The organism is Corynebacterium sp. H128, from assembly GCF_037482625.1.
In the GTDB taxonomy this organism is placed as follows: domain Bacteria; phylum Actinomycetota; class Actinomycetes; order Mycobacteriales; family Mycobacteriaceae; genus Corynebacterium.
The window spans coordinates 143684-168407 of sequence record NZ_JBBHKW010000005.1 but is presented as its reverse complement, the minus strand read 5'-3'; the positions used below and the strand labels follow the sequence as shown (position 1 = coordinate 168407).

The following is a 24724-nucleotide window of genomic DNA, read 5'->3' as shown; positions in this document are numbered from 1 at the left end:
TACTATGCATAGTTTTGGAAAGTATGCAGTGAGTGTTGTGCCCCTATGCGTGATGGGCGCGCTCACGATGCCAGTAGGCCATACCTAGCGCGATGATCGAACCACCAATGAGATTGCCGATGGTCACCGGCACCAGGTTATGAATCAGGTAGCTAGAAATGGTCAGACCGCTGATATCGGTGCCCGCCATCGCTTCCATTACCGCCGGATCCGCCTGCCCCTTGAGCAACAGGGCCAGCGGGATCATGAACATGTTAGCCACAGAGTGCTCAAAGCCGGTCGCCACGAAGGCACCGATCGGCAGGGTCAGGGCCAAGACTTTATCGGAGACGGTCTTACCAGCGTAGGCAAGCCATACCGCCAAACACACGAAGATGTTACACATGATGCCAAGGCAGACAGACTCACTAAAAGAGTGACTGGTCTTGGATAGCGCGGTGTTGATCACCACTGCGCCCCAGCCACCGTGTCCTTGATGCGCAGTGCCACCGAAGAAGATGAACAGCACGATGAGGAAGGCCCCCAGCATGTTGCCCAGGTACACCACCACCCAGTGCAGCACCATTTCCACCGGGCTGATCAGTTTGTCCTTCAGCAGGATCGGGGTCATCGAGGTGGAGGTGAACAGGTCAGCACCGGTGATCACCACTAGGCCGAGGCCTACGGAGAACACAATGCCGCCAACGACCTTTGCTAGCCCGTAGGGCATGCCCGCCGAACCGTTCTGGGAGGTGACATAGAAAACAAAGCCGAGCGCGATCATCGCGCCAGCAAACATCGCCGACGTCACCTTTGTAGCCAGCGGGGCTTTCGCCTTGTGTAGCAAGGCATCCTTGGCTACATCAACGATCTCGGCGGGGGTATTACTAATTGTGGTTGACATTTATGCTCGCAGTCTTGCGTTGAACTTGGCCTCAGCGGCCTTTACAGCGGCCATTCTGGCCTCGGAACATTCATCGTCCGTCAGCGTGCGATCCGTGGCGCGGAACACCAGGGAGAACGCCAAGGACTTTTTGTCCGCACCGAGTTGCTCGGAGCGGTAGACGTCGAAAAGCTCGACCTTTTCCAGCAGGTCACCGGCAGCCGCTTCGACTACGGCGCGTACGGCCTCAGCCGGGGTATCTTCAGTGACCACCAGGGCAACGTCCTGCAACAGCGCAGGGAACGCGGACAGCGTTGGTGCCGGGAAAGATGGCTCGAACGGCAGCGCGGAGATATTCAGCTCCATGGCGCAGGTGCGGGCCGGCAGCCCGGCACGCTCGAGAACCTGCGGGTGCAGCTCGCCGGCGTAGCCCACGACTTCACCATTCACCGACAGCTCGGCGCACCGGCCCGGGTGCCACGGCAGCATCTCTGCATTGGCGACCTCGAGCTGCACGTCGGCGGCACGCGCCACCATGCGGGCGGATTCGATGGCATCGGCGTAGGTGTAGGCGCGCCCCTCACCCCATGGCCCCTCCGGGACAATCGCGCCCGCACCGACCGTCGCCACGTGCAGCGGCTGGTACGGCAGGGACTCAATCAGCTCAGCGATGGTTTCCTCCGCAGGCCGCTCGCTAACCGACGGCATCGGCGATACACCGGTGCCCCGAGCGAAGCTCACCTGCTCCACGCCGTAGAGCGTCATATCGCTCTGGCCGCGGGCGACGTTGCGTTTAACAGCATCCAGCATCGAAGGCAGCAAGGTGGTACCGAGGATCGCATGATCTGATTCCAGCGGATTCTGCACTTTCACCACGCTGCGACGCGGATCATCCGCGTTGAGCCCCCACACCTCGAAGGTGTCATTGGCGATGAATGGGCTCGGTAGGATTTCCAGGTATCCGCTGTATGCGAGGGCGTGGGTGATCGCACGACGGCGGCGCTGCGCCGGGGTCAATCCCTGGCCAGCTGGTGCAGTCGGAACGAGGGAAGGAATAGCCTCCAGGCCTTCGAGCCGCAGCACCTCTTCAACGAGGGATTCCTTGAAGGTCAGGTCCGGGCGCCATGTCGGTGGAGTCACCTGCAAAACTTCCTCGCCGCTCACTTCGCAGCCGACCTCGGATAGGCGGCGTACCACGGTGTCACGGTCGTATTCGACGCCCGCGATCTTGCTTGGGAAGTCAGCCGGCAGCTCCACAGTGGTGGCTGCGGGGACGTCGCCAAGCATGGTGCGACCAGCGGCGACTTGGCCGCCACCGTACTGGACCAGCAAGGATGCAGCGATATCAAGAGCTACTTCACACAGTGTTGGATCGACACCGCGCTCGAAGCGGCGTGATGCTTCAGAGGAAAGCTTGTGTCGGCGGCACGTGCGGGCCACGGTGATGGGATCCCAAATGGCAGCTTCGAAGTACACCTCAGTGGTGCCCTCGCCGATCTCGGAGGTGGAGCCACCCATGACGCCTGCCAGGGACTGGATGCCCTTTTCATCGCAGATCACCACATCTTCGGGATCCAGGTCGCGGTCCACATGATCCAGGGTGCTGAGCTTCTCCCCTGCCTGAGCGTTGCGGATGCGCAAGGATCCCTCGATGCGGGCAGCATCAAAAGCATGCATCGGCTGGCCGAGCAGGATCATCACATAGTTGGTGATGTCGGTTGGGAGGTTGACCAAACGCTGGCCGGAGAGCATCAGCTCGCGCTCCATCCAGAATGGGGTCTTAGCATTTGGGTCGATGCCAGTGACCTTGCGCAAACCGAAGCGAACCGTCTTGGTCGCCGGGTCAATCTCCACCGGCAGCGCCGCGCCGGTGACGGCAGGCACGTTCACGTTAATGCCGGCTACGGAGGGATCCAACGCTGGGTCGGTGTATGCCAGGTCAAATGCGGAAGCAATCTCGCGGGTGAGGCCGCGGGCGGACAGTGCGTAGCCACGATCCGGGGTGACGTTGACATCAAAGACGGTGTCGTTCAGGCCGAGGACAGCGCGGGCGTCGTCGCCTGGCTTGCCTGCGGAGGCAGGTAGCGTGATGATGCCCTTGGTCTGCTTGCTGGCCAAGCCCAGCTCTGCAGCGGAGCAGATCATGCCCTCGGAGACATGGTCATAGGTTTCACGGGCGGCAATCTTGAAGCCTCCGGGCAGCTCTGCACCTGGCAGGGAGACAACCACGGTGTCGCCTACTGCGAAATTGCGAGCGCCACAGACGATGCCCTGCGGTTCCGGGTTACCCACGTTGACCTTGCAAAAGCGGATCGGCTTCTTAAAACCAGTCAGTTCTTCAATATTCTCTACTACGCCGAGCACCAGGGGTCCGGTGGTCTCTTCGATCGGCGCGTAACCCTCGGTCTCGAAGCCGACGCGGACATAACCGGCATCTAGCTCTTCGGCAGTGACAGACCAGCCCTCGTTTCGAGCGCCAAGCAGTGAAGTAACCCAGTTTTGGGATAGCAGCATTTCAAAATCTCCTTTAAGCTTGCACGCCGAATGGCAGGGTGAAACGGACATCGCCTTCGACCATGTCACGCATATCCGACAGGCCGTTGCGGAACTGCAGGGTGCGCTCAAGGCCCATGCCGAAGGCAAAGCCGGTGTACACCTCAGGGTCAATGCCCGCCGCACGCAGTACGTTCGGGTTGACCATGCCGCATCCGCCCCATTCGATCCAGCCTGCGCCACCCTTCTTATTCGGGAACCACACGTCTACCTCAGCCGATGGCTCCGTGAACGGGAAGAAGTTGGTACGCATCCGGGTGCGGGTTTCCGGGCCGAATAGGGTCTTGGCCAGGTGGTCCAGGGTGCCGCGCAGGTGCGCCATAGTAAGGCCCTTATCGACGGCCAATCCTTCAATCTGATGGAACACCGGAGTATGGGTGGCATCCAACTCGTCAGTGCGGAACACCCGTCCCGGGCAGGCAATGTATACCGGCACGTCCCGGGACAACAAGGTGCGCACCTGAACTGGAGAGGTATGCGTACGCAGCACCTGCTTGGAACCTTCGACAGAAACGTGGAAGGTGTCTTGCAGGGTGCGTGCCGGGTGGTCCGGAAGGAAGTTCAGGGCATCGAAGTTGAAGTATTCCGCCTCCACCTCGGGGCCTTCGGCGATCTCCCAGCCCATGCCGATGAAGATGTCGGCGATGTTCTCGGAGAGCTGCGTGATCGGGTGCATAGCGCCCTGACGGCGGGTAGTAGGAACCGTCACGTCAACGCGCTCTTCCACCAATACCTCGGCGTTTCGCTTCTCCTCAAGCACAACCTTGACCTCGGCGAAGGCTTTCTCAGCGCGGCCACGAGCCATGTTCACAAAGCGGCCGGCATCCTTGCGCTGATCCTTAGGGATCGTTCCCAATGCGCGACGCGCCAGGGAAATCGGGGCATCATCTGCCAGGTGAGCCTTGCGAGCCTCCGCCAGCTCATCGAGGTTCTGCGCCTGATTAAACGCAGCGACAGCCGCATCCGCTAAGGCATTGAGGTTAGCTTCGGTCAACTCGATGTCGCTCACCAGTACTTATCCTTTTGGTTCGAAGGGAGACGTTCTAACCCATGTACTATACCGCGCGGGTTAGCAGTCTACTTTCCTGGCCGTGCTCAAACAGCAGAAGACTACTGAGCGATCCGCCGCACCGCTTCAGCTAGTATCTCGTCCTTCTTAGCGAAGGCGAAGCGGACTTTGGTCCGCCACTGTTCCGGATGGTCTGTGAATACCTGCAGTGGGATTGCAGCCACGCCGCTGCGAGCTGGCAGATTCATACAAAAATCGAGGCCATCTTGTCCTACGTCAGCAACGAGGTAGTAGGTACCTGCGGTGTCATGGACGTGGAAACCCGCACGCTTCAGGCCGTCGGCAAGCAAGGCTCGCTTCAGGTCTAGCCCGGCAACCATGTCAGCAACCCACGGCATCTCCTCGCGCAGCGCGTAGGCTACTGCGGGCTGAAAGGGCGTGGCACCGACATAAGTCATGAACTGCTTGGCCTTGACCACGCCTTCCAACAGGTCTGGAGGCGCAATCGCCCAGCCGGTCTTCCATCCGGTGCAGTTGAACGTCTTTGCGGCGGAGGAGACGGTGATGGTGCGCTCCCACATGCCCGGCAATTCCGCGATGCGGGTGTGCGCATGACCGGCGAAAACGAGGTGCTCGTAGACTTCATCAGACAACACGAGCAGGTCGTGCTGCACGGCCAACTCGGCGAGTCCACGCACATCGAGTACTGCGCCGGTCGGGTTATGCGGAGAATTCACGATGATCATCGCGGTCTTAGTGGTGATGGCGGCTTCGATCGCGGCGACATCGACACCCCAGGTGTTACCCTGTGCGACCAGCGGAACGGCCACGCGCGTAGCTCCGGCCAGCGCGATCGCGGCCGCATACGCGTCATAGTAGGGCTCGAGGACGATGACCTCGGCACCCGGCTCAACCAAGCCAAGCACGCTCGCAGTGATAGCCTCCGTTGCGCCGACAGTGATCAGCACATCATCGGATGACACACCCCTGACCGCGGCCACGGACTCGCGCAATTCCGGCATTCCCATGCCAGGTGCGTACTGATTGTTGCCGGCCTGGATCTGCTCCGTCGCAATCTCGAGCATCCGCGCCGGCCCGTCCGAATCTGGGAACCCTTGCCCCAGGTTAATCGCGCCGTGTTTGACTGCCTCCGCAGTCATGGTGGCAAAGATCGTCTCGGCGAAAGGCTGCAAGCGCGCAACTGTCATGAATTTTGTGCCTTGGCAGACTCGTACATGCAGATCGATGCCGCGGTGGCCAGGTTCAGCGATTCCGCGCGACCACGGATCGGGATGCGAATGCGGGCATCGGCTTTAGCCATCAGTTCTTTGCTGAGCCCGTGCGCCTCATTGCCAAACAGCCAAGCGGTCGGCTTCTTCAGCAGTTCGCCGGCCTCATCGAGGCTGACCTCGCCGTCGGCGGCAGTGGCCAGAATCTGCAAGTTGCGAGCCTTCAGGGTGTCAAAGACAGCCTGAAAATTGGTCTCTCGGATCACGGGAATATGGAACAACGAGCCAGCCGAGGCGCGCACGGCCTTCGGCGACTGCGGGTCCACGGTCTCCCCCGCGAACAACACGGCGTCCGCACCGACGGCATCAGCGACGCGGATCAAGGTGCCGGCATTGCCTGGCTCCGAGGTCTCCACCGGCACGGCCACCAAGTTCGGCTTGCCCCGCATGACATCCTTCAGCGGCCACAGCACTGGCTCACATACGGCATAGATACCCGTGGAAGTGACCGTGTCCGCCAAGGACTTTGCGGCCCGGTCCGTGATGGGGTGTACATAGGCATTCATATGTCCTGCCGCGGTGAGCAATTCGGAAAAACGCTCAGCTGCTTTCTCCGTGACGAAGACGTCCCGGGCAGCGCCGGTGGTGATGGCGGCTTCAACGGCGTTCTCCCCCTCGGCCAAGAACACACCCGCTTTGCGACGCCCCGCAGTCTTCAACAGTTTGGACGCGTTTACCACTCGTGGCGTTCGCTCGGTAAATGCCTGTTCAAAGTCGAGGTTCATGCCGTTAAATCTAGCAGGCTTCAGCGGGCAGTAGTGTCACCCAGCCCGAACGTTGTTGACCTGTCTCCGTTATGATCGCTAACTTCGAGACTGCTCAACAATCAGCCTCGCCGTCTTGGGCGCACTCGTGATCTACGCCGGAATGTTCACCCACGGTTTTGTCAGCGAACAGCTCGAACAAGAGAAAATCACCATGCCCGCCGGCGAGGCGATATCGTCACTGCCAAACCAGGAGTCCCGGGACGGCCGATGTCCACCGGCCCGCAGGCTAAGACCAACGGTGCCGCCGAAGCCGAGGTGCAGCAGCTCAGCGATACCCGCGACACCCTTGTCCAAGGCAACACCCTCCGTGGCATCCTCCTCAGCGCCTATGGCTGGTGGCTGGTCGGATTCACCGTCCTGCGGGAGAAGAAGTAACGTTGTAGCGTTCCGCTGCCTCGTTGGCTAAGACAATGATGGGCACCTCCGCGATCACGGCACCAGCCAATACAAGTAACAAAAATGATTGCTCCGGATGCCCCACAAATATATAGACACAGGCCAAGAGGAGCCCGATACCAATCATCGTGTGGAATGGGGCTACCTTCCGGTGCGCAGCTTGCCACGCTCCCAGGGACGCATTGGTCGTCGGGGTATTCACGCCCGGCATCGCGCGATAGCTGAGGCCGAGAAACTTCCCCTTAGGAGAAATTAGTCCCATAAAGAGGTAGAGGAAGCCCAGGAGCACGAATAGCAAAAAGCCCGCCTGAGTTGTTTAACTCAGTCGGGCTTTTCGAATCAAGCTTTACGCAGCTGCTGGGGCGTTAACGTCCTCAGGCAGAGCAGCCTTAGCGGCATCGCAGATTGCGGAGAATGCAGCGAAGTCGTTCACTGCGAGCTCAGCGAGCATCTTGCGGTCAACCTCGATCTCAGCAAGGCGCAGGCCCTGGATGAGACGGTTGTAGGTGATGTCGTTCATACGGGCTGCAGCGTTGATGCGGGTGATCCACAGGCGACGGAACTCGGACTTGCGCTTACGGCGATCGCGGTAAGCGTAGGTCATGGAGTGGAGCCACTGCTCCTTGGCCTTACGGTAGAGACGGGAGCGCTGACCACGGTAGCCCTTGGCGGACTTCAGGATCTCGCGGCGCTTCTTCTTGGCGTTCATTGACCGCTTGACACGTGCCATTGAAATACTTCCTTAACTGTCTAAAAAGTTTATGGGGTGAAAAGTGGTTATTAGGCCAGGCCCAAGAGGCGCTTCATGCGCTTCTCGTCAGACTTTGCAACATCCGTGGAGCCCTTGAGGCGACGGGTGCGGGTGGATGGCTTACCTTCGAGCAGGTGCCGGCGGTTAGCCTTCTCGCGACGCAGCTTGCCAGAACCGGACAGCTTGATGCGCTTAGCGGCACCCTTGTGGGTCTTGTTCTTCATTTTTATAAGTCCTTATGAAAGAGTCGGTTACTTCTTGCCTTTACGCAACGGCCCAATGACCATGGTCATGTTGCGGCCGTCTTGCTTCGCCCGTGCTTCGATGGTGCCGAATTCGGCCACATCGCCGGCAAGGCGCTCCAGGAGGCGGTATCCAAGCTCCGGGCGAGATTGCTCACGACCGCGGAACATGATGGTCACTTTGACCTTGGACCCCTTCTCCAGGAATCGGATCACATTATTCTTCTTCGTCTCGTAATCGTGATCGTCGATCTTGGGACGAAGCTTCTGCTCCTTGACCACAGTCTGCTGCTGGTTCTTGCGAGCTTCGCGGGCCTTCTGGTCCTGCTCATACTTGAACTTGCCGAAGTCCATGATCTTCACTACTGGTGGCTTCGCGTTAGGTGCAACCTCGACGAGGTCGAGATCTGCATCGTAAGCAAGCTTGCGCGCGTCTTCAATGCGGACGACGCCGACCTGTTCTCCGTTTGGACCTACAAGACGTACCTCGGGAACCCGGATACGTTCATTGATGCGAACTTCAGCGCTGATGTGTACTCCTCAAGTAGCAGTAAATAATGTGGTACCGCATGGCTTGAAGTGTCGATTCCCCCGAGCTGCCACGACAAAAACCCGTACGACGTTGTTCGTCGCACGGGAGATCCGTGAGCAAAGCTCTTCTTTGACCATTATCCAACCCTAGCGGGCGGCTTCTGGTGGGAGGGACCTCCACTTGCGGCCTGTGGTTTCATCAGATAATTCAACCACTAGGCGGTAGCTTGGCAAGAATAACATGTGCGCAGTACAGATTCAAAATCATTAGACTGCAAGTTATGAAAATAAGTCGCGCCGAACAGGAGACCCTAGAAAGGGTCGCACAGCGGTTAAATACTGCGGAGTCCTTGCTCAAGGAGGTGCGTGAATCCTTGTTCGAATTGTACGAACAGTCAGAGCGATCCGAGGCACCAGTACAGCAGTCTGTGGCCCCGGTCGCGACCCCGGTCGTCGAGAAGCGCCCAACACCGCCACCAAAGCCACGCCTTTCGCGGGAGAAGCAGATCATTCGCGCGGTGGCAGTCGGCGGTGTACTGATCACCTTGGCGGGCGTCAGTCTCCTCATCGCATTGGCTATCCAATCCGGCTGGCTCGGCCCACTCGGCCGCGTCATCGGCGCCTGGGTTGTTGCCGCATTGCTGCTCGGCGGCGCTTTCCTTGTCAAAGCCCGCGGTCTAGCTAAGGAGGGATTCCTCGCGCTGACCACCGCCTCACTGCTCACCAGCATCCTGACGGTGATGGCAACGGTCAGTGTGCTGCACTGGTGGCCCCCGATCTTCGGTGCGGTGGCCTTACTGACCCTCCTGGCGCTGTTCTCGGGGCTTGCTCGCTGGTGGGACGACGAGCTGATGCTGAACATCACCATCGTCTCCAGCTTCGTGTTGTTCTACCTCTACATCATGTCGGGCGACTTCTTCGCCTTCCCGGTAATCGCAACGGGTCTGTTCATGGCAGTGACGTCGATGCAGAAGCGCTGGTTCACCTCCCGCAGCATCGCTTCAGTCATCGGGCCACTGGCGATGCTCGCCGCGCTTATCGACGACCCCAGCATCGTCGTCAACAGCTTCCCCATCTCCTTGACGGTCGTCATCGGCGTTGCCGTCTTCTTGGCGGTCGCGCTCCTGGATGAATGGCAACACAAATCCGATCAGCATCTTGGGTTCTACGCCCCTATGGCAATGCTCGCCATCGGTGCGCTGGGGGCTAACTCCTTTAGTGAACTGACCATCATGTTCGCGGTAATCATCGGCTTCGTGGCGCTGTCGCTCCAGTTCCACGGCGAGCTTGCCGCTTGGCCGCTGGCAGTTATCCCCTTGATGTACGTGCAGTGGTGGTCTCAGGCTCCCGCGCTGGGCTCCGGCTCCTGGTTCGAGCGCCCTTATCTTGTCGCACTGTTCTTCGTGGCCTTCGGCGGTTTCGCCTGGTGGCTGTCCCGCAATAACCGCTTCACCGGGCTGCCGTGGGCAACGATGATCATCGCCGCGATCCTCCTCAGCGGTGAGCTCGCTAAGGCTGTCCTGCTCAAGAAGCCACTGTGGCTGACGGACAACATCGCGCTCCTGCAGGTCCTGACGATCCTGGGGTTCATGGTGGTGCTGTACCTAGTTCGAAATGCCTTCCGTGGCTTCGAACTGTCGGCGCAGATATTGATCGGTCTGGCCGCATTACACCTGAGTGCCATGGTCTTGGTCACCGCCACCACGTATCTGTTTGGGTTGGGTGGTGAAACCGGCATGTGGCTGGGCTACCTCGTCGGCCATGCCTTGGTCTCCATCTCCTGGATGCTGGTCGCTGCCTACATCCTGGTGATCTCGAAGGCCTTCACTGCGTCGACGTCACTGACGATCGGGCTAGTGCTGGCGGTTGCAGCCGTCGTCAAGCTGGTGTTCTTTGACCTGGGGACGCTGGAAGGCGTGCCGCGAGTCCTCGCCTTCCTGATCTCCGGTGGCGCTTTGCTGCTGATCGCATCGCTGCGCTCGAAGAAGGCAAACCAGCTCTAAAGCAGCTGCTTGAGGAAGCCGCCGGTGTAAGAACCTGCGGTGGCGGCAACCTCCTCCGGGGTGCCTTCCGCGACCACGAGGCCTCCGCCGGAGCCGCCTTCTGGTCCCATGTCGATCACCCAGTCAGCCGCCTTGATCACATCAAGGTTGTGCTCAATGACGATCACCGAGTTCCCTTTGTCCACCAGCCCCTGGATGACCTGCATCAGCTTGCGAATGTCCTCGAAGTGCAGACCAGTTGTTGGTTCGTCCAAAATGTAGATGGTGCGTCCCTTGGATCGCTTCTGCAGTTCGGAGGCGAGCTTCACGCGCTGCGCCTCACCGCCAGAAAGCGTCGTCGCTGCCTGGCCGAGGCGAACATAGCCAAGACCCACTTCCACCAGTGTGTTCAGGTAGCGGTGGATGGTGGTGATCGGCTCGAAGAAGGTGGCTGCTTCCGAGATCGGCATGTCCAACACCTCTGCGATGTTCTTCCCCTTGTAATGCACTTCTAGGGTCTCGCGGTTATACCGCGCCCCCTCGCACACCTCGCAGGGGACATAGACGTCCGGGAGGAAGTTCATCTCAATTTTCAAGGTGCCATCGCCGTGGCAGGATTCGCAGCGGCCGCCCTTGGTATTGAAGGAGAAGCGACCAGGTTTGTAGCCACGCACTTTCGCCTCGGAGGTTTCTGCGAACAGCGTGCGGATCTTGTCGAATACGCCCGTGTAGGTTGCCGGGTTGGAGCGCGGGGTGCGACCAATAGGGCTCTGATCCACCTGGACGAGTTTGTCCAGCTGCTCCATGCCTTCGACTCGCTTGGCGCGTCCGGGCACCTGGCGGGCACCATTGAGTTCATTGGCCAAGGTCTTAGCCAAAATCCGGTTGATCAGCGTGGATTTTCCGGAGCCAGACACTCCCGTGATACAGGTCAATACGCCGAGCGGGATCTCCACATCGATGTCATTGAGGTTATTCTCACGTGCTCCGATTATCTTCAATGTGCGGTCGGGATCGATCTGCCGGCGTTGCTCAGGCACTCCCAGCACGCGACGACCAGAGAGATAGGCGCCCGTCAGCGACTCCTCCGCCTTGAGGATGCCCGCAGGCTCCCCCTGGTAGACCACTTCACCACCGTATTCGCCTGCGCGTGGCCCGATATCAACTAGCCAGTCGGCGGCATTGATGGTGTCTTCGTCATGCTCGACCACGATCAGCGTGTTGCCGATATCCCGCAAGCGCTGCAGCGTGGCGATTAGTCGCTGGTTATCGCGCTGGTGTAAGCCAATCGACGGCTCATCCAGCACGTACAGCACGCCGGCTAGGCCGGAACCGATTTGGGTAGCCAAGCGGATGCGCTGCGCCTCGCCACCGGACAGCGTTCCTGCCGACCGCGACAGCGTCAGATATTCCAGGCCAACGTCAAGTAGGAACTGCAGCCGAGCGTTGATTTCCTTCAGCACCGCGCCGGCAATGATCGTGTCGCGCTTGCTCAGTTCCAGAGTGTCCAGGAATTTCGCGGCCTCGCCAATAGAAAGCTCTGTCAGTCCCGCGATGGACTTCTCCCCCATCGCTGATGCAATGCGCACCGACAGAATCTCCGGTTTCAGCCGGGCGCCACCGCAAGCATCGCAGGGTACCTCCCGCATGTAACTCTGGTAGCGATCCTTCGACCACGCGCTTTCCGTCTCATCGGACTTGCGGTGCAGGAATGGGATCACGCCTTCGAAAGGCGCCGACCAATTCCGTACCCGCCCATAGCGATTCTTATAGCGCACTGACACAACTTCCGCGGAGCCGTGCAGTACCTTCTTCTGCTGTGCCTTGGTTAAAGAAGAATAAGGAGTGCTCGGATCCACGCCAATAGACTCGGCGAAGCCAGAAATCAGCTTGTCAAAGTACTTGTTGTTGGGACTGGAGGTCCAGGGTTGAATCGCAGCGTTGAGGGGCGCGTCTGGATCAGGAATGATCAGGTCAACGTCCACTTCCTGCCGAGTTCCTAGCCCATCGCAGGTAGGGCACGCACCATAAGGCGAGTTGAAGGAAAAGGCCCGCGGCTCCAGTTCATCCACGGTGAGGGTATGGCCGTTGGGGCAGGACATCTTTTCCGAGAACCGGCGGATCTCGCCAGAATCGATGAATTCCATGGCCACGACACCATCAGCCAGTTTCAGCGCGGTTTCCACCGAATCGGTCAGGCGCTGCTTTTGAGAGGACTTCACCTGTAGGCGGTCCACCACCACGTCGATGTCGTGTTTGATCTGCTTTTCCAATTTCGGCGGGCTGGAGAGTTGATGCACCTCGCCGTCGACACGCACGCGGGAATAGCCTTGCGCCGCCAAGTCGGCGAACAGGTCCACAAACTCACCCTTGCGGGTACGCACCACTGGCGCAAGGACCTGGAATTTCAGCCCCTGTTCCATCTCGAGCACTTGGTCCACGATCTGCTGGGGTGTCTGCCGCTCAATGCGGGCGTCGCACTCCGGGCAATGCGCAGTGCCAGCGCGAGCAAACAGCAGGCGGAGGTAGTCATAGACCTCGGTGATGGTGCCAACGGTGGAACGCGGGTTGCGATTGGTGGATTTCTGATCGATCGAGACCGCGGGTGAGAGCCCATCGATGAAATCGACATCGGGCTTGTCCATCTGCCCCAGGAACATCCGCGCATAAGAGGAGAGGGACTCGACATAACGTCGCTGCCCCTCCGCGAAAATCGTGTCGAAGGCAAGCGAGGACTTGCCCGAGCCCGAAAGCCCCGTGAAAACGATCATCTTGTCGCGCGGGAGATCAAGGTCAACACCTTTCAGGTTGTGTTCCCGTGCCCCGCGAACAATAAGGCGATCTGCCACCGTGGATACCCTTCATCCGTTGACCAGTACTCAAACAACAGTACCCTTTTGGTATGAACCTCATTTTGGACACCGTCTCTGTTTCCGACATGGACAATAACTGTTACCTGCTCGTCGCCGGCAATGAGGCGCTGCTAATCGACGCCGCGGACAACGCCCCCGCCCTGCTCGCACTCGCCGAAAAGCACAAAGCTCGCATCACACACGTCGTGACCACCCATCGTCACTCCGATCACGTGCGCGCGCTGCCCGAAGTCCTCGCGGCCACCGACGCTACTCATATCGCGTCTTTCTTGGACTCCCCGGCGCTGCCTGCCCCAGCGGACATCGAGCTGAACCACGGCGACACCTTCGAGTTTGCCGGTCACACCTTTAGCGCCATCATTTTGCGGGGGCACACCCCCGGTGGCCTCGCCTTCGCAGCCACCATCGATGGGCAAACGCATCTTTTCGTGGGCGATAGCCTCTTCCCTGGTGGGCTCGGCAAGACCAACAACGAGAACGAGTTTTGTCGCCTTTTCAAAGATGTAACCGAACGGTTATTTGAAGTTTTCCCAGATACCGCGATTGTGCACCCTGGCCACGGAAAACCCACCACCCTCGGTGCCGAGCGTCCGAGCCTTTTGCAGTGGCAGGAGCGGGGCTGGTAACGCCCTGCAAGTAGCACAGCTGACAAGCCAGGTTGAAAATCTCGCTATGCTGGAACCTACAGCTTTAGCCTAGAAAGAAGGAGTTACTTAATGATTCGCAAGATCGCTCGCCCAATGCTCGCCTCTGCTTTCGTCGCCTCCGGCGCAGATATGGTGATGAATACCGAGCAGCACCGCGAGGGCACCAAGGAGATGCTCGCGAAGCTCCGCGCCGTCATTCCGAACGAGTACGCACAGTACATTCCGAAGGATCCTGACACCGTCACCAAGGCTCTCGGTGGCACCCAGGCAGCCTCGGCTTCCCTGCTGGCGCTGGGCAAGGCACCGCGCCTGACCTCCGCAGCACTTGCCGCAATTACCATTCCTTCGATGCTGTCTCGCTACGCCTTCTGGGAGACCCAGGACGCCAAGGAAAAGCAGGAGCGCCGTAATGGCCTGATCACCAACACTGCCCTTCTGGGCGGCCTGATGATCGCCTCTGCAGATACCCAGGGCAAGCCGGGTCTGGCTTGGCGCGCGGAGCACGCTTCCAAGACCGCCAATAAGAAGATCCAGGCGGCGCTGCCAACCAAGTCCGAGCAGGAGAAGCTGGCAGATAAGTTCTCCGGCTATGTCGACGATGCCACCAAGTACGTCGATGACAACAAGGATGACTGGCTGGAGCGTGCGCAGCAGAACTCCAAGGCCGCTAAGTCCAAGTTCGTGAAGGTTGCCTCCGCGGCGCAGGATAAGGCGCAGCAGCTGCAGGAGCGGGCCGCTGAAGAGGCTGGTCGCGCGCAGAAGAAGGCCGCAAAGAACGCTAAGGTTTATCAGAAGAAGGCCGACAAGGCCACCAGCAAGGCGCAGAAGAAGCTGAAGAAGTACGACATCTAATTGTCAGTTTCCTCGCTAGCCGTCGCGCCTCCCGGGTGCGGCGGCTTTTGAGATCTAAGAAAGAACAATGGATAAAATCGCCGCCGAACAGGCTTATGTAGACGAGCTGTTTCGACGCATCGATGACGACGTCACGCAGTCAAACGCCAAGCTCAAAGCAGTCATGCTCCGGGTGGACAAGGATGTGGAAGACGCCGAAGCCCTCGTAGAACGTGAGACGGAATACCATGCGCTGAACGCGAAACTGGATAAGCTCACTCTCGCTCAGCTCGGATTGGTTTTTGGCCGCATCGACATCGCGACGGCAGATCCGGAGAACCCGGTCCCCGGCCGCCCCGATTTGGAACGCCGCTACATCGGCCGCATGGGAATCGACGCCCGGGAAGACAACTACCGAACCTTGTTGTTGGACTGGCGCGCTCCCATGGCACGCCCGTTCTACTTGGCTACCACTGCGCAACCTGAGGGCGTCGAAACGCGGCGGCACATTCGCACCAAAGGCCGCACCGTGGTTGCCGTGGATGATGAGCACCTCACCGAAGCGGCAGAATCTGCCGGCGTGGCCAGCGAGTCAGCACTGGTGAAGGCGCTGAACGCGGCCCGGGGCAGCCACATGAACTCCATCGTGGAGACGATCCAGCGCGAACAAGATGACATTATCCGCGACCCCACGCGAGGCGTCATGGTGGTCGAGGGCGGACCAGGCACCGGCAAGACCGCCGTGGCCCTCCACCGGGTGGCCTACCTGCTGTACACCTGGCGGGAGCAGCTCGCTAAGACCGGCGTATTGATCATCGGGCCTAATCCCGTGTTCCTCGAGTACATTTCGCATGTGCTGCCTGAACTGGGCGAGACCGGCGTGGTGCTCGCGACGGTCGGTGACCTCTACCCCGGTGTTTGCGGTACCGCACCGGAATCGGACATCGCCCGCGAGGTCAAAGGCAGCCTGGAGATGATTCATATCCTCGGCGAAGCGGTGAAAAGCTACCAACGAGTTCTTCCAGATGCGCAGCTGCGCGTGGGCAGCCTCAGGATCACCTGCACCGCCGCGATGATGAAGAAGGCGCGCACCCGGGCCCGCCGCTCCCGACGCCCGCACAACGACGCCCGCCCGATCTTCACAGATGCCCTGCTCGAGCAACTGGCACACGCCCTCGCGCAACAGATTGGTGCGGACCCGCTGGGTGGCCAGAATCTGCTTTCCGCGGGTGATGTTGCCGAGCTGCATGATGAACTAGCTACCGAGCCGGCCGTCAGCGAATTGTTAGACCAGCTGTGGCCCTGCATTGAGCCCACCACGGTGTTGCGTGACCTGCTGGGCAGCCGAGAGGCCATCGCCGACGCCGCGCGGGAATACGACGAAGAAACCCAGGACGCGCTCTACCGCGACAGCGCCGAATGGGCCGCCTCCGATGCGGCGCTCCTGGATGAGCTAGCCCAGCTAATCGGTGTCAGCGATGCTGAAACCGCCGACGAAGACTGGGCGGCGAAGATCGAGGAGGCACAGGAGGCCCTCGACATCCTAGAGGGCTCCGCGGTGCAGGACATCGACGATGGTTTTGATGCTGAGGTCCTGCTCGCTCACGATGTCATCGATGCGGAGGCACTCGCCGCGCGTCAGCAAACCCGCGACTTTCGCTCCACCGCGCAACGCGCGCGGGAGGATCTGAGCTGGGCGTACGGCCATGTCATCGTTGATGAGGCCCAGGAACTCTCCCCCATGGAATGGCGCATGGTGATGCGGCGCTGCCCCGCGCGGTGGATGACGCTCGTAGGTGATACCGCCCAGACTGGCTCGCCGGCCGGGGTGGACTCCTGGTCCGAAACCCTGGAGCCTTTCGTGGGATCGCGTTTCGTGCGTCGCCAGTTGACTGTGAATTACCGCACTCCTGCTCCGATTAGCGAATATGCGGCGGAAATCATGGGTGTGTCTGCGGGGACGTCGATACGCGATGGCGCAGCTGTTCGCTTCGGCAAAGTCGCCGACCTCGCCGATTGCCTGCCTAACGACGGCCGTTCCTATGTCATCATCGGCCCCGGGCACACGCCGGTCAGGGACGTGAAAGGCCTGGAATTCGACCACGTAATTGTGGTGAAACCAGGCCAGATTCTCGCGGGCACGCAGGGGCCGCAAAACCTTTATGTTGCGGTAACGCGCGCCACGCAGACGCTCACGATTGTGGATTAACCGGCGACGGTGTGCACAATCATGACGTCGCAGTTGGACTGACGTGCTACGTCTGCAGGAACAGAGCCGAGCAGACGACCGGTGAGGGAGTTGATCCCGCGGTTGCCAACAACCAGCAGGTCAGCGTCATTTTCGGTCACGATTGCCATGAGCGCCTCAACTGGGGTGCCTGGCTTCACAGCCGTCTGGATGTTTTGTGCGCCGATTGCACTGGCGGCCTCGGATGCCTTCTGCAGATTCTCGTGTGCAGGATCATCACCCAGAACGGTGACGGAGTCCTGACGCAGGGTCTTGTTGGCGTCTTCCTTGGATGCGTAGTACGCACAGCCGATGATCAAGGTTGCGTCAAAAGCTGCTGCGATCGCTGCGGCACGTTCCACGGCCAACAGGGATGATTTGGAACCATCAGTTCCGACGACAATCTTGGAGTACTGGCTCATGCTTAAACCTCTTTTGGGTAGTGGTTGTATTTAGAACAAGTTTACATAAGGTGGCGCTAGATTCCCGCTTCGCTCAATCCGCGCAGCTCCTTTTTCAGATCAAGTATCTCATCACGCAGCCTGCCAGCCAATTCGAACTTCAGCTCGCGGGCCGCTTCCCCCATTTGCGCACTGAGGTCCTGGATCAACTTGCTGATCTCTGCCTGCGCCATCGTCGAGGTGTCCCGCTTTTCGACGACCACAGCCGCGTCCCCCTTATCGGTGTCCTCCACCATTTCGAGGATGTCCGCGATCTTCTTGCGCAGCGGCTGCGGGTCAACCCCGTGCTCGGTGTTGTAGGCGATCTGCTTCTCGCGGCGACGTTCCGTCTCCTCGATCGCGTATTGCATGGAGTCCGTGATCCGGTCGGCATACATGTGAACCTCGCCGGATACGTTGCGGGCAGCACGGCCGATCGTCTGGATGAGCGAGGTAGTAGAGCGCAGGAATCCTTCCTTATCGGCGTCGAGAATGGCCACCAAGCTTACTTCTGGCAGGTCTAGTCCCTCGCGCAGGAGGTTGATGCCCACCAGCACGTCGTAGTCGCCCAACCGCAGCTGGCGCAGCAGCTCCACGCGCTGCAGCGTATCAATGTCCGAGTGCAGGTAGCGCACCCGCACGCCGTTTTCCAGCAAGTACTCCGTGAGGTCCTCGGACATCTTCTTAGTGAGCGTGGTGACCAAGACGCGCTCATCTTTCTCGGTACGCAACCGGATCTCGTGGATGAGGTCGTCGATCTGCCCCTTGGTGGGTTTGACCACAATCTTCGGATCGACCAGGCCGGTCGGGCGAATCACCTGTTCTACGAACTCGCCACCCGTGGCTGCCATTTCATATTTTCCTGGGGTGGCCGACATGTACACGCATTGTCCCTTGCGTTCATCGAATTCTTCCCAGGTCAGCGGGCGGTTGTCGAGGGCGCTCGGCAGGCGGAAACCGAATTCCACTAGGTTCCGCTTTCGGGAGGCATCGCCTTCGAACATCGCACCGATCTGGGGCACTGTGACGTGGGATTCGTCAATGATCGTGAGAAAGTCATCCGGGAAGTAGTCGATCAAGGTTGCCGGGGCGGAGCCTGCGGGGCGGCCGTCGATATGCCGGGAATAGTTCTCGATGCCACTGGTGAAGCCAACCTGCTCGATCATCTCGATGTCGTACTCGGTACGCATGCGTAGGCGCTGCGCCTCCAGCAATTTGCCCCGATTCTCAAAGTCCGCCAGGCGATCGGCGAGCTCCTCCTTGATCGCCGCGATGGCCTTCTCCATCCGCTCCGGGCCGGCAACATAGTGCGTCGCGGGGAAGATCCGCAGCTCACTGACCTCGCGAATCACATCCCCGGTGAGCGGATGGATGTAGTAAAGCGTATCGATCTCATCGCCGAAGAACTCCACGCGCACCGCAAGCTCCTCATACGCCGGAATGATGTCCACGGTATCGCCCTTAACCCGGAAGGTACCGCGTGTGAAGGCAACATCATTACGCGCGTACTGGATGTCCACGAGCAGGCGCAGGAACTTGTCGCGCTCGACTTCCTCACCCGTCTGCAGCATCACAGAACGGTCCAAGTAGGACTGTGGGGTGCCAAGGCCATAAATGCACGACACCGAACTCACCACCACCACATCACGGCGGCTGAGCAGGCTGGACGTCGCGGAGTGTCGCAGGCGCTCCACATCCTCGTTGATCGACGAGTCCTTCTCAATGTACGTATCGCTCGAAGCGATATACGCTTCCGGCTGGTAGTAGTCGTAGTAGCTCACAAAGTACTCGACAGCATTGTTCGGCAACAGCTGCCGCAGCTCATTCGCCAACTGCGCAGCCAAAGTCTTATTCGGCGCCATCACCAGTGTCGGACGCTGCACCTTCTCAATCAGCCACGCTGCCGTCGCCGACTTGCCAGTACCCGTGGCGCCCATGAGCACCACATCCCGCTCACCCCGCTGCAAACGCTCGCGGAGTTCCGCAATTGCCGACGGCTGATCCCCGCTCGGCTCAAAATCCGAAATAACCTCAAATTGACCGTCACTGCGCTCAATATCCTCGGGTCGGTGCTCAGAAACAGGGATCAGGGGGTGCTCAGCTGGAAAAGCCATGTCACAAGAATACCGCCAATGTGGAAAACTCGACCTATCCACATTCCCAGCGCCCTAACACGTTAACCGAGCCCCGAATGCAGATAGCGTGTCAGCCATGTTCTCCGAATTCGCCGCCGCTCATGCACACGGGATGGCCATCCTCGCCGACTGCGCCCGGCTCGTGCGGCTGCACGGAATATCCGAACTGGCTGCCCAATCCGGGCTGCCGGAAAGCACAATCCGCGCCCAAGCAGCAGCACATAAGCAGCTGGGCGCACACGCAGCACTCGCAACCGGCATCCCGGTGGACAATCTGATCCTGGTTTCGCGATGGTCTAAGAAAGTGCTTCCCGACGATATCCCCATCCTGCTTCAGGCAGTACACGGCGCCAGCTACGCGGAAGCCGAAGACCATCTGCGAGCCGCCGTGAGAGAACTGACCAAAGGATCGCGGCAGCGGCCCCCGCGGGGGACGGTGGCCGTCGCAAAGCGGGCGGACTTCTGGAACCGGCGCCGTATCACCTTCTACCTCAGCGACGCAGAATACGCGCAGCTGCGCGCGGACTCGCAAGCCTTCGTCGATGAGGCTCGGAAGAAGGACGAAACCCTCACCCACGGGCAGGCACTGCACCAGTGGCTCACCCGCAAACTCACTACGCCCGGTCAGCAATCAGAGCACTCCTACAAACCCGTGCTGCTGATGCCCGTGGACTCTTCGCTAGCGTGGGACCGCGGGCACCTCGTCACCGCAGACGGGGCGCGCGTCAACCCGCTCGAGTTACTGGAAGCACAGCTAGAAGACACCGGCTGGGCACTACAAACAGCGCTAGACGACGACGGTGTTGCGCACGCCATCACAGTGGCGCGCATCCAAAACACCCGTAACTCCACCGGAGAGCACCGCATGATCGCGGCGCTAGAAACTCTCGTGTGCGCGTGGCCCGGATGCCATCGAGTGGCTGCAGAATGCCAAGCCCACCACATTCAAGCGTTCAGAGAGGGCGGCGAAACTTCGTGGGACAACGTCACGCCACTTTGCGCCGTACACAATGGCATGAACGATGATGTTCCCGAACGGGTAGCCAACGGGCGAATAGTGCGTGGAAACGGCGGCTACCCTGGGCGCCAACGAAGACCCGGAGATCCCGTCCGCTACTCGGCAAATGACCTCCTGACCTCCGGGTGGCGCGGACTCACTTATGACTACTACGCCGCAACTCGCTAGCCAAATGCTGCTGCATTGGCTCATTTACGGCTGCCATATGGAACTCGGTGTACAGTGAGTCGCCGCTGAGGTGGTAGATACGCTGCGTCTGGTCTACTCGCTTCGCGGTGCTCGAGTTGGTTACTGTGCTGCGCCGAAAGTCGAGCACGATGTCTTGCTTATCGCGCTTAATAACGCCCTCTAATAGCTCGGTCTGCCCTGTCGGCTGGGCGATGGTGAATTCAACCCGTCCGGGCTCGCCGCGCCGCAGAAAACCTGATTCGCTATGCATCGGGCCGTTCGGGCCCACAGTCTTCTGGGTGTACACGAGAAATGGTTTCCCCGGTATTTGCTTAAAGGTAAGCGTTTCCTCGTAATCAAAGGTGGCGATTGTTGGGTAGTCGCCGCGGCCTCGCCCCTGCCAGGTTCCAGCTAGCGTGGCGATATCGGGGCGCAGGAACTCTAGCAAGCTGCTAACGCGCGCCTCCAGCTGCGCTACGGTGCCGTTATTATCGATCAACACATCCGCCGCAGCGTTTCTTTCCGCGTCGCTGATCTGGGCAGCGATGCGGCGCCGAGCGTCGTCGGCAGTGAGACCGCGTTGGACTAGTCGCTGCACGCGTTCTTCAGCATCAACGGTCACCACCACAGTGACATCCATGCCTTCGTTGAGCCCGAGGTCCACCAGTAATGGCATGTCATACACCACATCGCCGGGGGCTGCTTTGATGCGCCTGTCGGTTTCTTGCCTAATGCGCGGATGCATGATGCTGTTGAGGAGCTCGGTTTGTTCGGGTGATGCGAAGGCCACTTCTGCGAGCCGTTGGCGGTTGAGTCTTTCGCCGTCGAGGATTTCGGTGCCGAAGGCGTCGACAAGCTCATGCAGGGCGGGCTGCCCTGGTTCGACCACTTCGCGCGCGATCTGGTCGGCGTCTACAATATGGAAGCCGTTTTCGCGGAGCAGGCCCGCGACGGTGGATTTGCCGCTGCCGATTCCACCGGTCAGTCCAATAATCATGTCTTTGATGGTACAGACAAAAAGCCCGCCCCACAGGTGGGACGGGCTCAGTGTGACTAGCTACTAGTTGCCAGCGAGCTTCTCGCGCAGAGCAGCGAGCTGCTCGTCGGAGGCGAGGGAACCAGCGGACTCTTCAGCTGGGGCTGCCGCCTCGGAAGCAGGTGCCTCAGAGGAGTAGTTAGCTGGGGTCTCAGTTGCCTCTGCGGCTGCAGCGGCACGGTTCTTCTCGATCTGCACGGTGTGCAGCTGGTGGCGACGCTCGGACTCAGCGTAACGAGCTTCCCAAGCAGCGCGCTGCTCTTCGAAGCCTTCGAGCCATTCGTTGGTCTCTGGGTCGAAGCCCTCAGGGAAGATGTAGTTACCCTGCTCGTCGTAGGAGTCGGCCATGCCGTACTTGGATGGGTCGAACTCTTCGGTGTAGTCCTCGTCTGCCTGCTTGAGGGAGAGGGAGATACGGCGACGCTCGAGGTCGATGTCGATGACCTTGACCATTGCTTCATCACCAACGGTGACAACCTGGTCTGGAACCTCGACGTGGCGCTCAGCCAGCTCGGAGATGTGGACGAGGCCCTCGATGCCCTCTTCAACGCGTACGAATGCGCCGAATGGAACAAGCTTGGTGACCTTGCCTGGCACGATCTGGCCCACAGCGTGGGTGCGTGCGAAGACGCGCCATGGGTCTTCCTGGGTTGCCTTCAGGGACAGGGAGACGCGCTCGCGCTCGAGAACAACGTCGATGACCTCAACGGTGACTTCGTCGCCAACGGAGACGACCTCAGATGGGTGATCGATGTGCTTCCAGGACAGCTCGGAAACGTGAACCAGGCCGTCGACACCGCCGAGATCGACGAATGCGCCGAAGTTGACGATGGAGGACACGACGCCCTTGCGGACCTGGCCCTTCTGCAGCTGTGCGAGGAACTCGGAGCGGACCTCAGACTGGGTCTGCTCGAGCCATGCGCGACGGGACAGGACCACGTTGTTGCGGTGCTTGTCCAGCTCGATGATCTTAGCTTCGATCTGCTGACCGATGTAAGGGTCGAGGTCACGGACGCGACGCATTTCGACGAGAGATGCAGGCAGGAAGCCACGCAGACCGATGTCCAGGATCAGGCCGCCCTTGACAACCTCGATAACGGTACCGGTAACTGGCTCGTCCTTCTCCTTGAGCTCCTCGATGGCACCCCATGCACGCTCGTACTGTGCGCGCTTCTTGGACAGGATCAGACGACCTTCCTTGTCCTCCTTGGTGAGGACCAGTGCGTCGATCTCGTCGCCGACCTTGACAACATCGTCTGGGTCAACGTCGTGCTTGATGGAGAGCTCGCGGGACGGAATGACACCTTCGGTCTTGTATCCGATGTCGAGCAGGACCTCGTCGTGATCAACCTTGACGACGGTGCCTTCGACGATGTCACCATCGTTGAAGTACTTGATGGTTGCGTCGATCGCGGCGAGGAAATCCTCAGCGGTGCCGATGTCGTTGATGGCTACCTGAGGAACGTTGTGGTTGGGCATGTTTTAATAGCTCCGAAAGCTTATAGGAAATCGAAAATGGACAGGGTCTTTACGCGCCTATGCTGCAAGAACGAGACCCTAATGCTTTCCTATAGAGCACTGGGTACACGCTTATGCTGACACGCCCCACGTACTTTAGCCCCTTTTACCTGCATAATCAAATAGAATCTTTTGCATGCCCGCAACTTTCTCCGCCGCCAATCGCAGCTGGTGGGATCACGATGCTCAGAATTACCACCAGTCACATTCTGAGTATCTTTCCTCCTTCTACTGGTGCCCCGAAATGTTGCACGAAAAGGACGCGCAATTGCTTGGCGACGTCACCGGAAAACACATCCTGGAAATCGGCTGTGGCTCCGCACCGTGCACCCAGTGGCTGCAAGACAAAGCGGAGCTCGCTGTCGGTTTCGACCTCTCAATGGGCATGCTGCGTCACGGCAGCGGAAACTTAGTCCAGGCAGACGCGCTAGCGATGCCATTCGCGGACAACTCCTTCGATGCGGTGTTCTCCGCCTTCGGCGCGATCCCCTTCGTGGAATCTTCGCAAGCAGTTCTCCACGAGGCGGCCCGCGTCCTACAGCCTGGCGGTCGATTCGTCATGTCCATCAATCACCCGATGCGGTGGATCTTTGCGGACGACCCGGAGAGTTTTGCGGTGCACTACAGCTATTTCGACCGCTCCGGATATACCGAGGAGGAAGACGGCCGACTCACCTATGCCGAGCAGCACCGCACGCTCGGCGACCGCATCCGTGAGCTCTTAGCCGCCGGTTTTGTGCTGGAGGATCTTCTCGAGCCGGAGTGGCCGGCGGACCTGAAACAGAACTGGGGGCAATGGTCACCCACACGCGGGCGGGTCTTCCCCGGGACCGCGATTTTCCTCGCGCACCTGGGCAGTTAGTCTCGCAGCATTCCGATCTGCACTGGAGCTCCATTGCCGGGGGCGATCCGCAAGCAGCCGCGAAATCCGAAACGCTGGTAGTACGGCACCAAGGCTTCTTCGCATTGCACGTAAGTCACTGGTGCGAATAGGCCCCGCTGCAACAAGGCAGCGCCCACCCCAGCGCCTTGCGCTTCTGGCAAGACCGCTAGCGCTGCCAGATACTCGTGGGGCATTTTCGGGTGCGCGGCGCGTGCCGCAGAGTCCATCGCGGGGCCACGCTCGCCGAACTGTTTCAGCTCTGCTCCGCGTAAGGAGCGGATGATCGTCGGAAAGCTGCGCAAGCCCCGCCAACGCGGCACATCCAGCTTGGATGAAGGAAGCCAGGCGGCGCCGCCCACGATCGAGCCGTCGACAATTGCGACGGTGAGCCGGCCGTGCTTGAGCACGTGGCCGAACATCGGACGGAAGAAGGCCGGCAGTATGCGCTCCCGGGCTGTGGCGTTGGGGATGATCCACTCCCATTGTGGGGTGCCATGAAATGCCCGCCCAAATACCTCAGCGAGTTGCTCTAAATCCTGCCGAGTAGCGGCGCGAAGTTCCATGCC

General features: G+C 59.9%; 22 protein-coding genes and 1 pseudogene. 7 read left to right on the top strand and 16 right to left on the bottom strand.

The genetic code is table 11. The features are described 5' to 3' along the window. Positions 1 to 43: 43 nt before the first annotated feature. The 5 genes from WG915_RS06550 to WG915_RS06530 all read right to left on the bottom strand — a co-directional run bounded on the left by WG915_RS06550 (position 44) and on the right by WG915_RS06530 (position 6438). The gene (locus WG915_RS06550; RefSeq protein WP_339564570.1) at positions 44 to 883 is read right to left on the bottom strand and encodes a formate/nitrite family transporter; all 840 of its coding nucleotides are present in this window, start codon (positions 881 to 883) and stop codon (positions 44 to 46) included. Then, positions 884 to 3376, bottom strand: a complete 2493-nt coding sequence (pheT, locus tag WG915_RS06545; RefSeq protein WP_339564569.1) for a phenylalanine--tRNA ligase subunit beta — start codon at positions 3374 to 3376, stop codon at positions 884 to 886. Between the two features lie 13 nt (positions 3377 to 3389). Then, entirely contained in the window at positions 3390 to 4424 is a 1035-nt protein-coding gene (gene pheS, locus WG915_RS06540; RefSeq protein WP_339564568.1) for a phenylalanine--tRNA ligase subunit alpha, read from the bottom strand. A gap of 101 nt (positions 4425 to 4525) precedes the next feature. Further along, positions 4526 to 5632, bottom strand: coding sequence for a pyridoxal phosphate-dependent aminotransferase (locus tag WG915_RS06535; RefSeq protein WP_339564567.1), 1107 nt, complete (start codon positions 5630 to 5632; stop codon positions 4526 to 4528). After that, positions 5629 to 6438, bottom strand: coding sequence for a TrmH family RNA methyltransferase (locus WG915_RS06530; RefSeq protein WP_339564566.1), 810 nt, complete (start codon positions 6436 to 6438; stop codon positions 5629 to 5631). Before WG915_RS06530 ends, WG915_RS06535 begins: the two co-directional genes overlap by 4 nt. Before the next feature lie 249 nt (positions 6439 to 6687). Here WG915_RS06530 and WG915_RS06525 point away from each other — a divergent pair, with 249 nt between their 5' ends. Beyond that, positions 6688 to 6855 carry a hypothetical protein gene (locus WG915_RS06525; RefSeq protein WP_339564565.1) on the top strand — a complete coding sequence of 56 codons (168 nt, stop codon included), beginning with the start codon at positions 6688 to 6690 and terminating at the stop codon, positions 6853 to 6855. On the opposite strand, the gene WG915_RS06520 is transcribed toward WG915_RS06525, so the two are convergent. The 4 genes from WG915_RS06520 to infC are packed head-to-tail and all read right to left on the bottom strand — an operon-like array spanning position 6830 to position 8382. Beyond that, positions 6830 to 7174 (bottom strand): hypothetical protein, encoded by a 345-nt coding sequence (locus WG915_RS06520; RefSeq protein WP_339564564.1) that lies wholly within the window; start codon positions 7172 to 7174, stop codon positions 6830 to 6832. The genes WG915_RS06525 and WG915_RS06520 overlap by 26 nt on opposite strands. 48 nt (positions 7175 to 7222) lie before the next feature. Continuing rightward, on the bottom strand, positions 7223 to 7606 hold the full coding sequence (gene rplT / locus WG915_RS06515) for a 50S ribosomal protein L20 (RefSeq protein ID WP_339564563.1): 384 nt from the start codon (positions 7604 to 7606) through the stop codon (positions 7223 to 7225). A gap of 50 nt (positions 7607 to 7656) precedes the next feature. Next, a complete protein-coding gene (rpmI, locus tag WG915_RS06510; protein ID WP_339564562.1) occupies positions 7657 to 7851 on the bottom strand; it encodes a 50S ribosomal protein L35 in 195 nt (64 codons plus the stop codon). A 27-nt stretch (positions 7852 to 7878) separates the two neighbouring features. Beyond that, on the bottom strand, positions 7879 to 8382 hold the full coding sequence (gene infC / locus WG915_RS06505; protein WP_339564592.1) for a translation initiation factor IF-3: 504 nt from the start codon (positions 8380 to 8382) through the stop codon (positions 7879 to 7881). Positions 8383 to 8681: 299 nt separating this feature from the next. Between infC and WG915_RS06500 the strand changes: the two genes are divergently transcribed. Next, entirely contained in the window at positions 8682 to 10403 is a 1722-nt protein-coding gene (locus WG915_RS06500) for a DUF2339 domain-containing protein (protein WP_339564561.1), read from the top strand. Here the strand turns inward: WG915_RS06500 and uvrA are convergent. Continuing rightward, entirely contained in the window at positions 10400 to 13231 is a 2832-nt protein-coding gene (uvrA, locus tag WG915_RS06495; RefSeq protein WP_339564560.1) for an excinuclease ABC subunit UvrA, read from the bottom strand. The two genes, WG915_RS06500 and uvrA, sit on opposite strands and share 4 nt — an antisense overlap. Before the next feature lie 53 nt (positions 13232 to 13284). Here uvrA and WG915_RS06490 point away from each other — a divergent pair, with 53 nt between their 5' ends. The 3 genes from WG915_RS06490 (at position 13285) to WG915_RS06480 (ending at position 16942) form a co-directional block, all read left to right on the top strand. Continuing rightward, positions 13285 to 13881 carry an MBL fold metallo-hydrolase gene (locus tag WG915_RS06490; protein WP_339564559.1) on the top strand — a complete coding sequence of 199 codons (597 nt, stop codon included), beginning with the start codon at positions 13285 to 13287 and terminating at the stop codon, positions 13879 to 13881. 90 nt (positions 13882 to 13971) lie between these two features. Next, positions 13972 to 14754 (top strand): DoxX family protein, encoded by a 783-nt coding sequence (locus tag WG915_RS06485; RefSeq protein WP_339564558.1) that lies wholly within the window; start codon positions 13972 to 13974, stop codon positions 14752 to 14754. A gap of 67 nt (positions 14755 to 14821) precedes the next feature. Continuing rightward, the gene (locus WG915_RS06480) at positions 14822 to 16942 is read left to right on the top strand and encodes a HelD family protein (protein WP_339564557.1); all 2121 of its coding nucleotides are present in this window, start codon (positions 14822 to 14824) and stop codon (positions 16940 to 16942) included. Here the strand turns inward: WG915_RS06480 and WG915_RS06475 are convergent. Both WG915_RS06475 and uvrB read right to left on the bottom strand, forming a co-directional pair. Continuing rightward, positions 16939 to 17382: a universal stress protein gene (locus WG915_RS06475; protein WP_339564556.1), complete on the bottom strand. Its 444-nt coding sequence runs from the start codon at positions 17380 to 17382 to the stop codon at positions 16939 to 16941. The two genes, WG915_RS06480 and WG915_RS06475, sit on opposite strands and share 4 nt — an antisense overlap. Positions 17383 to 17438: 56 nt before the next feature. Then, a complete protein-coding gene (gene uvrB, locus WG915_RS06470; RefSeq protein ID WP_339564555.1) occupies positions 17439 to 19514 on the bottom strand; it encodes an excinuclease ABC subunit UvrB in 2076 nt (691 codons plus the stop codon). Between the two features lie 97 nt (positions 19515 to 19611). Here uvrB and WG915_RS06465 point away from each other — a divergent pair, with 97 nt between their 5' ends. Next, positions 19612 to 20721 carry an HNH endonuclease signature motif containing protein gene (locus WG915_RS06465; protein ID WP_339564554.1) on the top strand — a complete coding sequence of 370 codons (1110 nt, stop codon included), beginning with the start codon at positions 19612 to 19614 and terminating at the stop codon, positions 20719 to 20721. Here WG915_RS06465 and WG915_RS06460 read toward each other — a convergent pair. The 3 genes and pseudogenes from WG915_RS06460 to rpsA form a co-directional block, all read right to left on the bottom strand. After that, positions 20690 to 21169, bottom strand: a complete 480-nt coding sequence (locus WG915_RS06460) for an FABP family protein (RefSeq protein ID WP_339564591.1) — start codon at positions 21167 to 21169, stop codon at positions 20690 to 20692. The two genes, WG915_RS06465 and WG915_RS06460, sit on opposite strands and share 32 nt — an antisense overlap. Beyond that, positions 21164 to 21718, bottom strand: a pseudogene (coaE, locus tag WG915_RS06455) (dephospho-CoA kinase); the annotation flags it as partial. The gene WG915_RS06460 and the pseudogene coaE, both read right to left, overlap by 6 nt. 63 nt (positions 21719 to 21781) lie before the next feature. Then, on the bottom strand, positions 21782 to 23236 hold the full coding sequence (gene rpsA, locus WG915_RS06450; protein WP_339564553.1) for a 30S ribosomal protein S1: 1455 nt from the start codon (positions 23234 to 23236) through the stop codon (positions 21782 to 21784). 175 nt (positions 23237 to 23411) lie between these two features. On the opposite strand from rpsA, the gene WG915_RS06445 reads away from it, so the two are divergent. Further along, entirely contained in the window at positions 23412 to 24137 is a 726-nt protein-coding gene (locus tag WG915_RS06445) for a class I SAM-dependent methyltransferase (RefSeq protein ID WP_339564552.1), read from the top strand. On the opposite strand, the gene WG915_RS06440 is transcribed toward WG915_RS06445, so the two are convergent. Beyond that, positions 24134 to 24721 carry a GNAT family N-acetyltransferase gene (locus tag WG915_RS06440; RefSeq protein ID WP_339564551.1) on the bottom strand — a complete coding sequence of 196 codons (588 nt, stop codon included), beginning with the start codon at positions 24719 to 24721 and terminating at the stop codon, positions 24134 to 24136. The genes WG915_RS06445 and WG915_RS06440 overlap by 4 nt on opposite strands. Positions 24722 to 24724 lie beyond the last annotated feature (3 nt).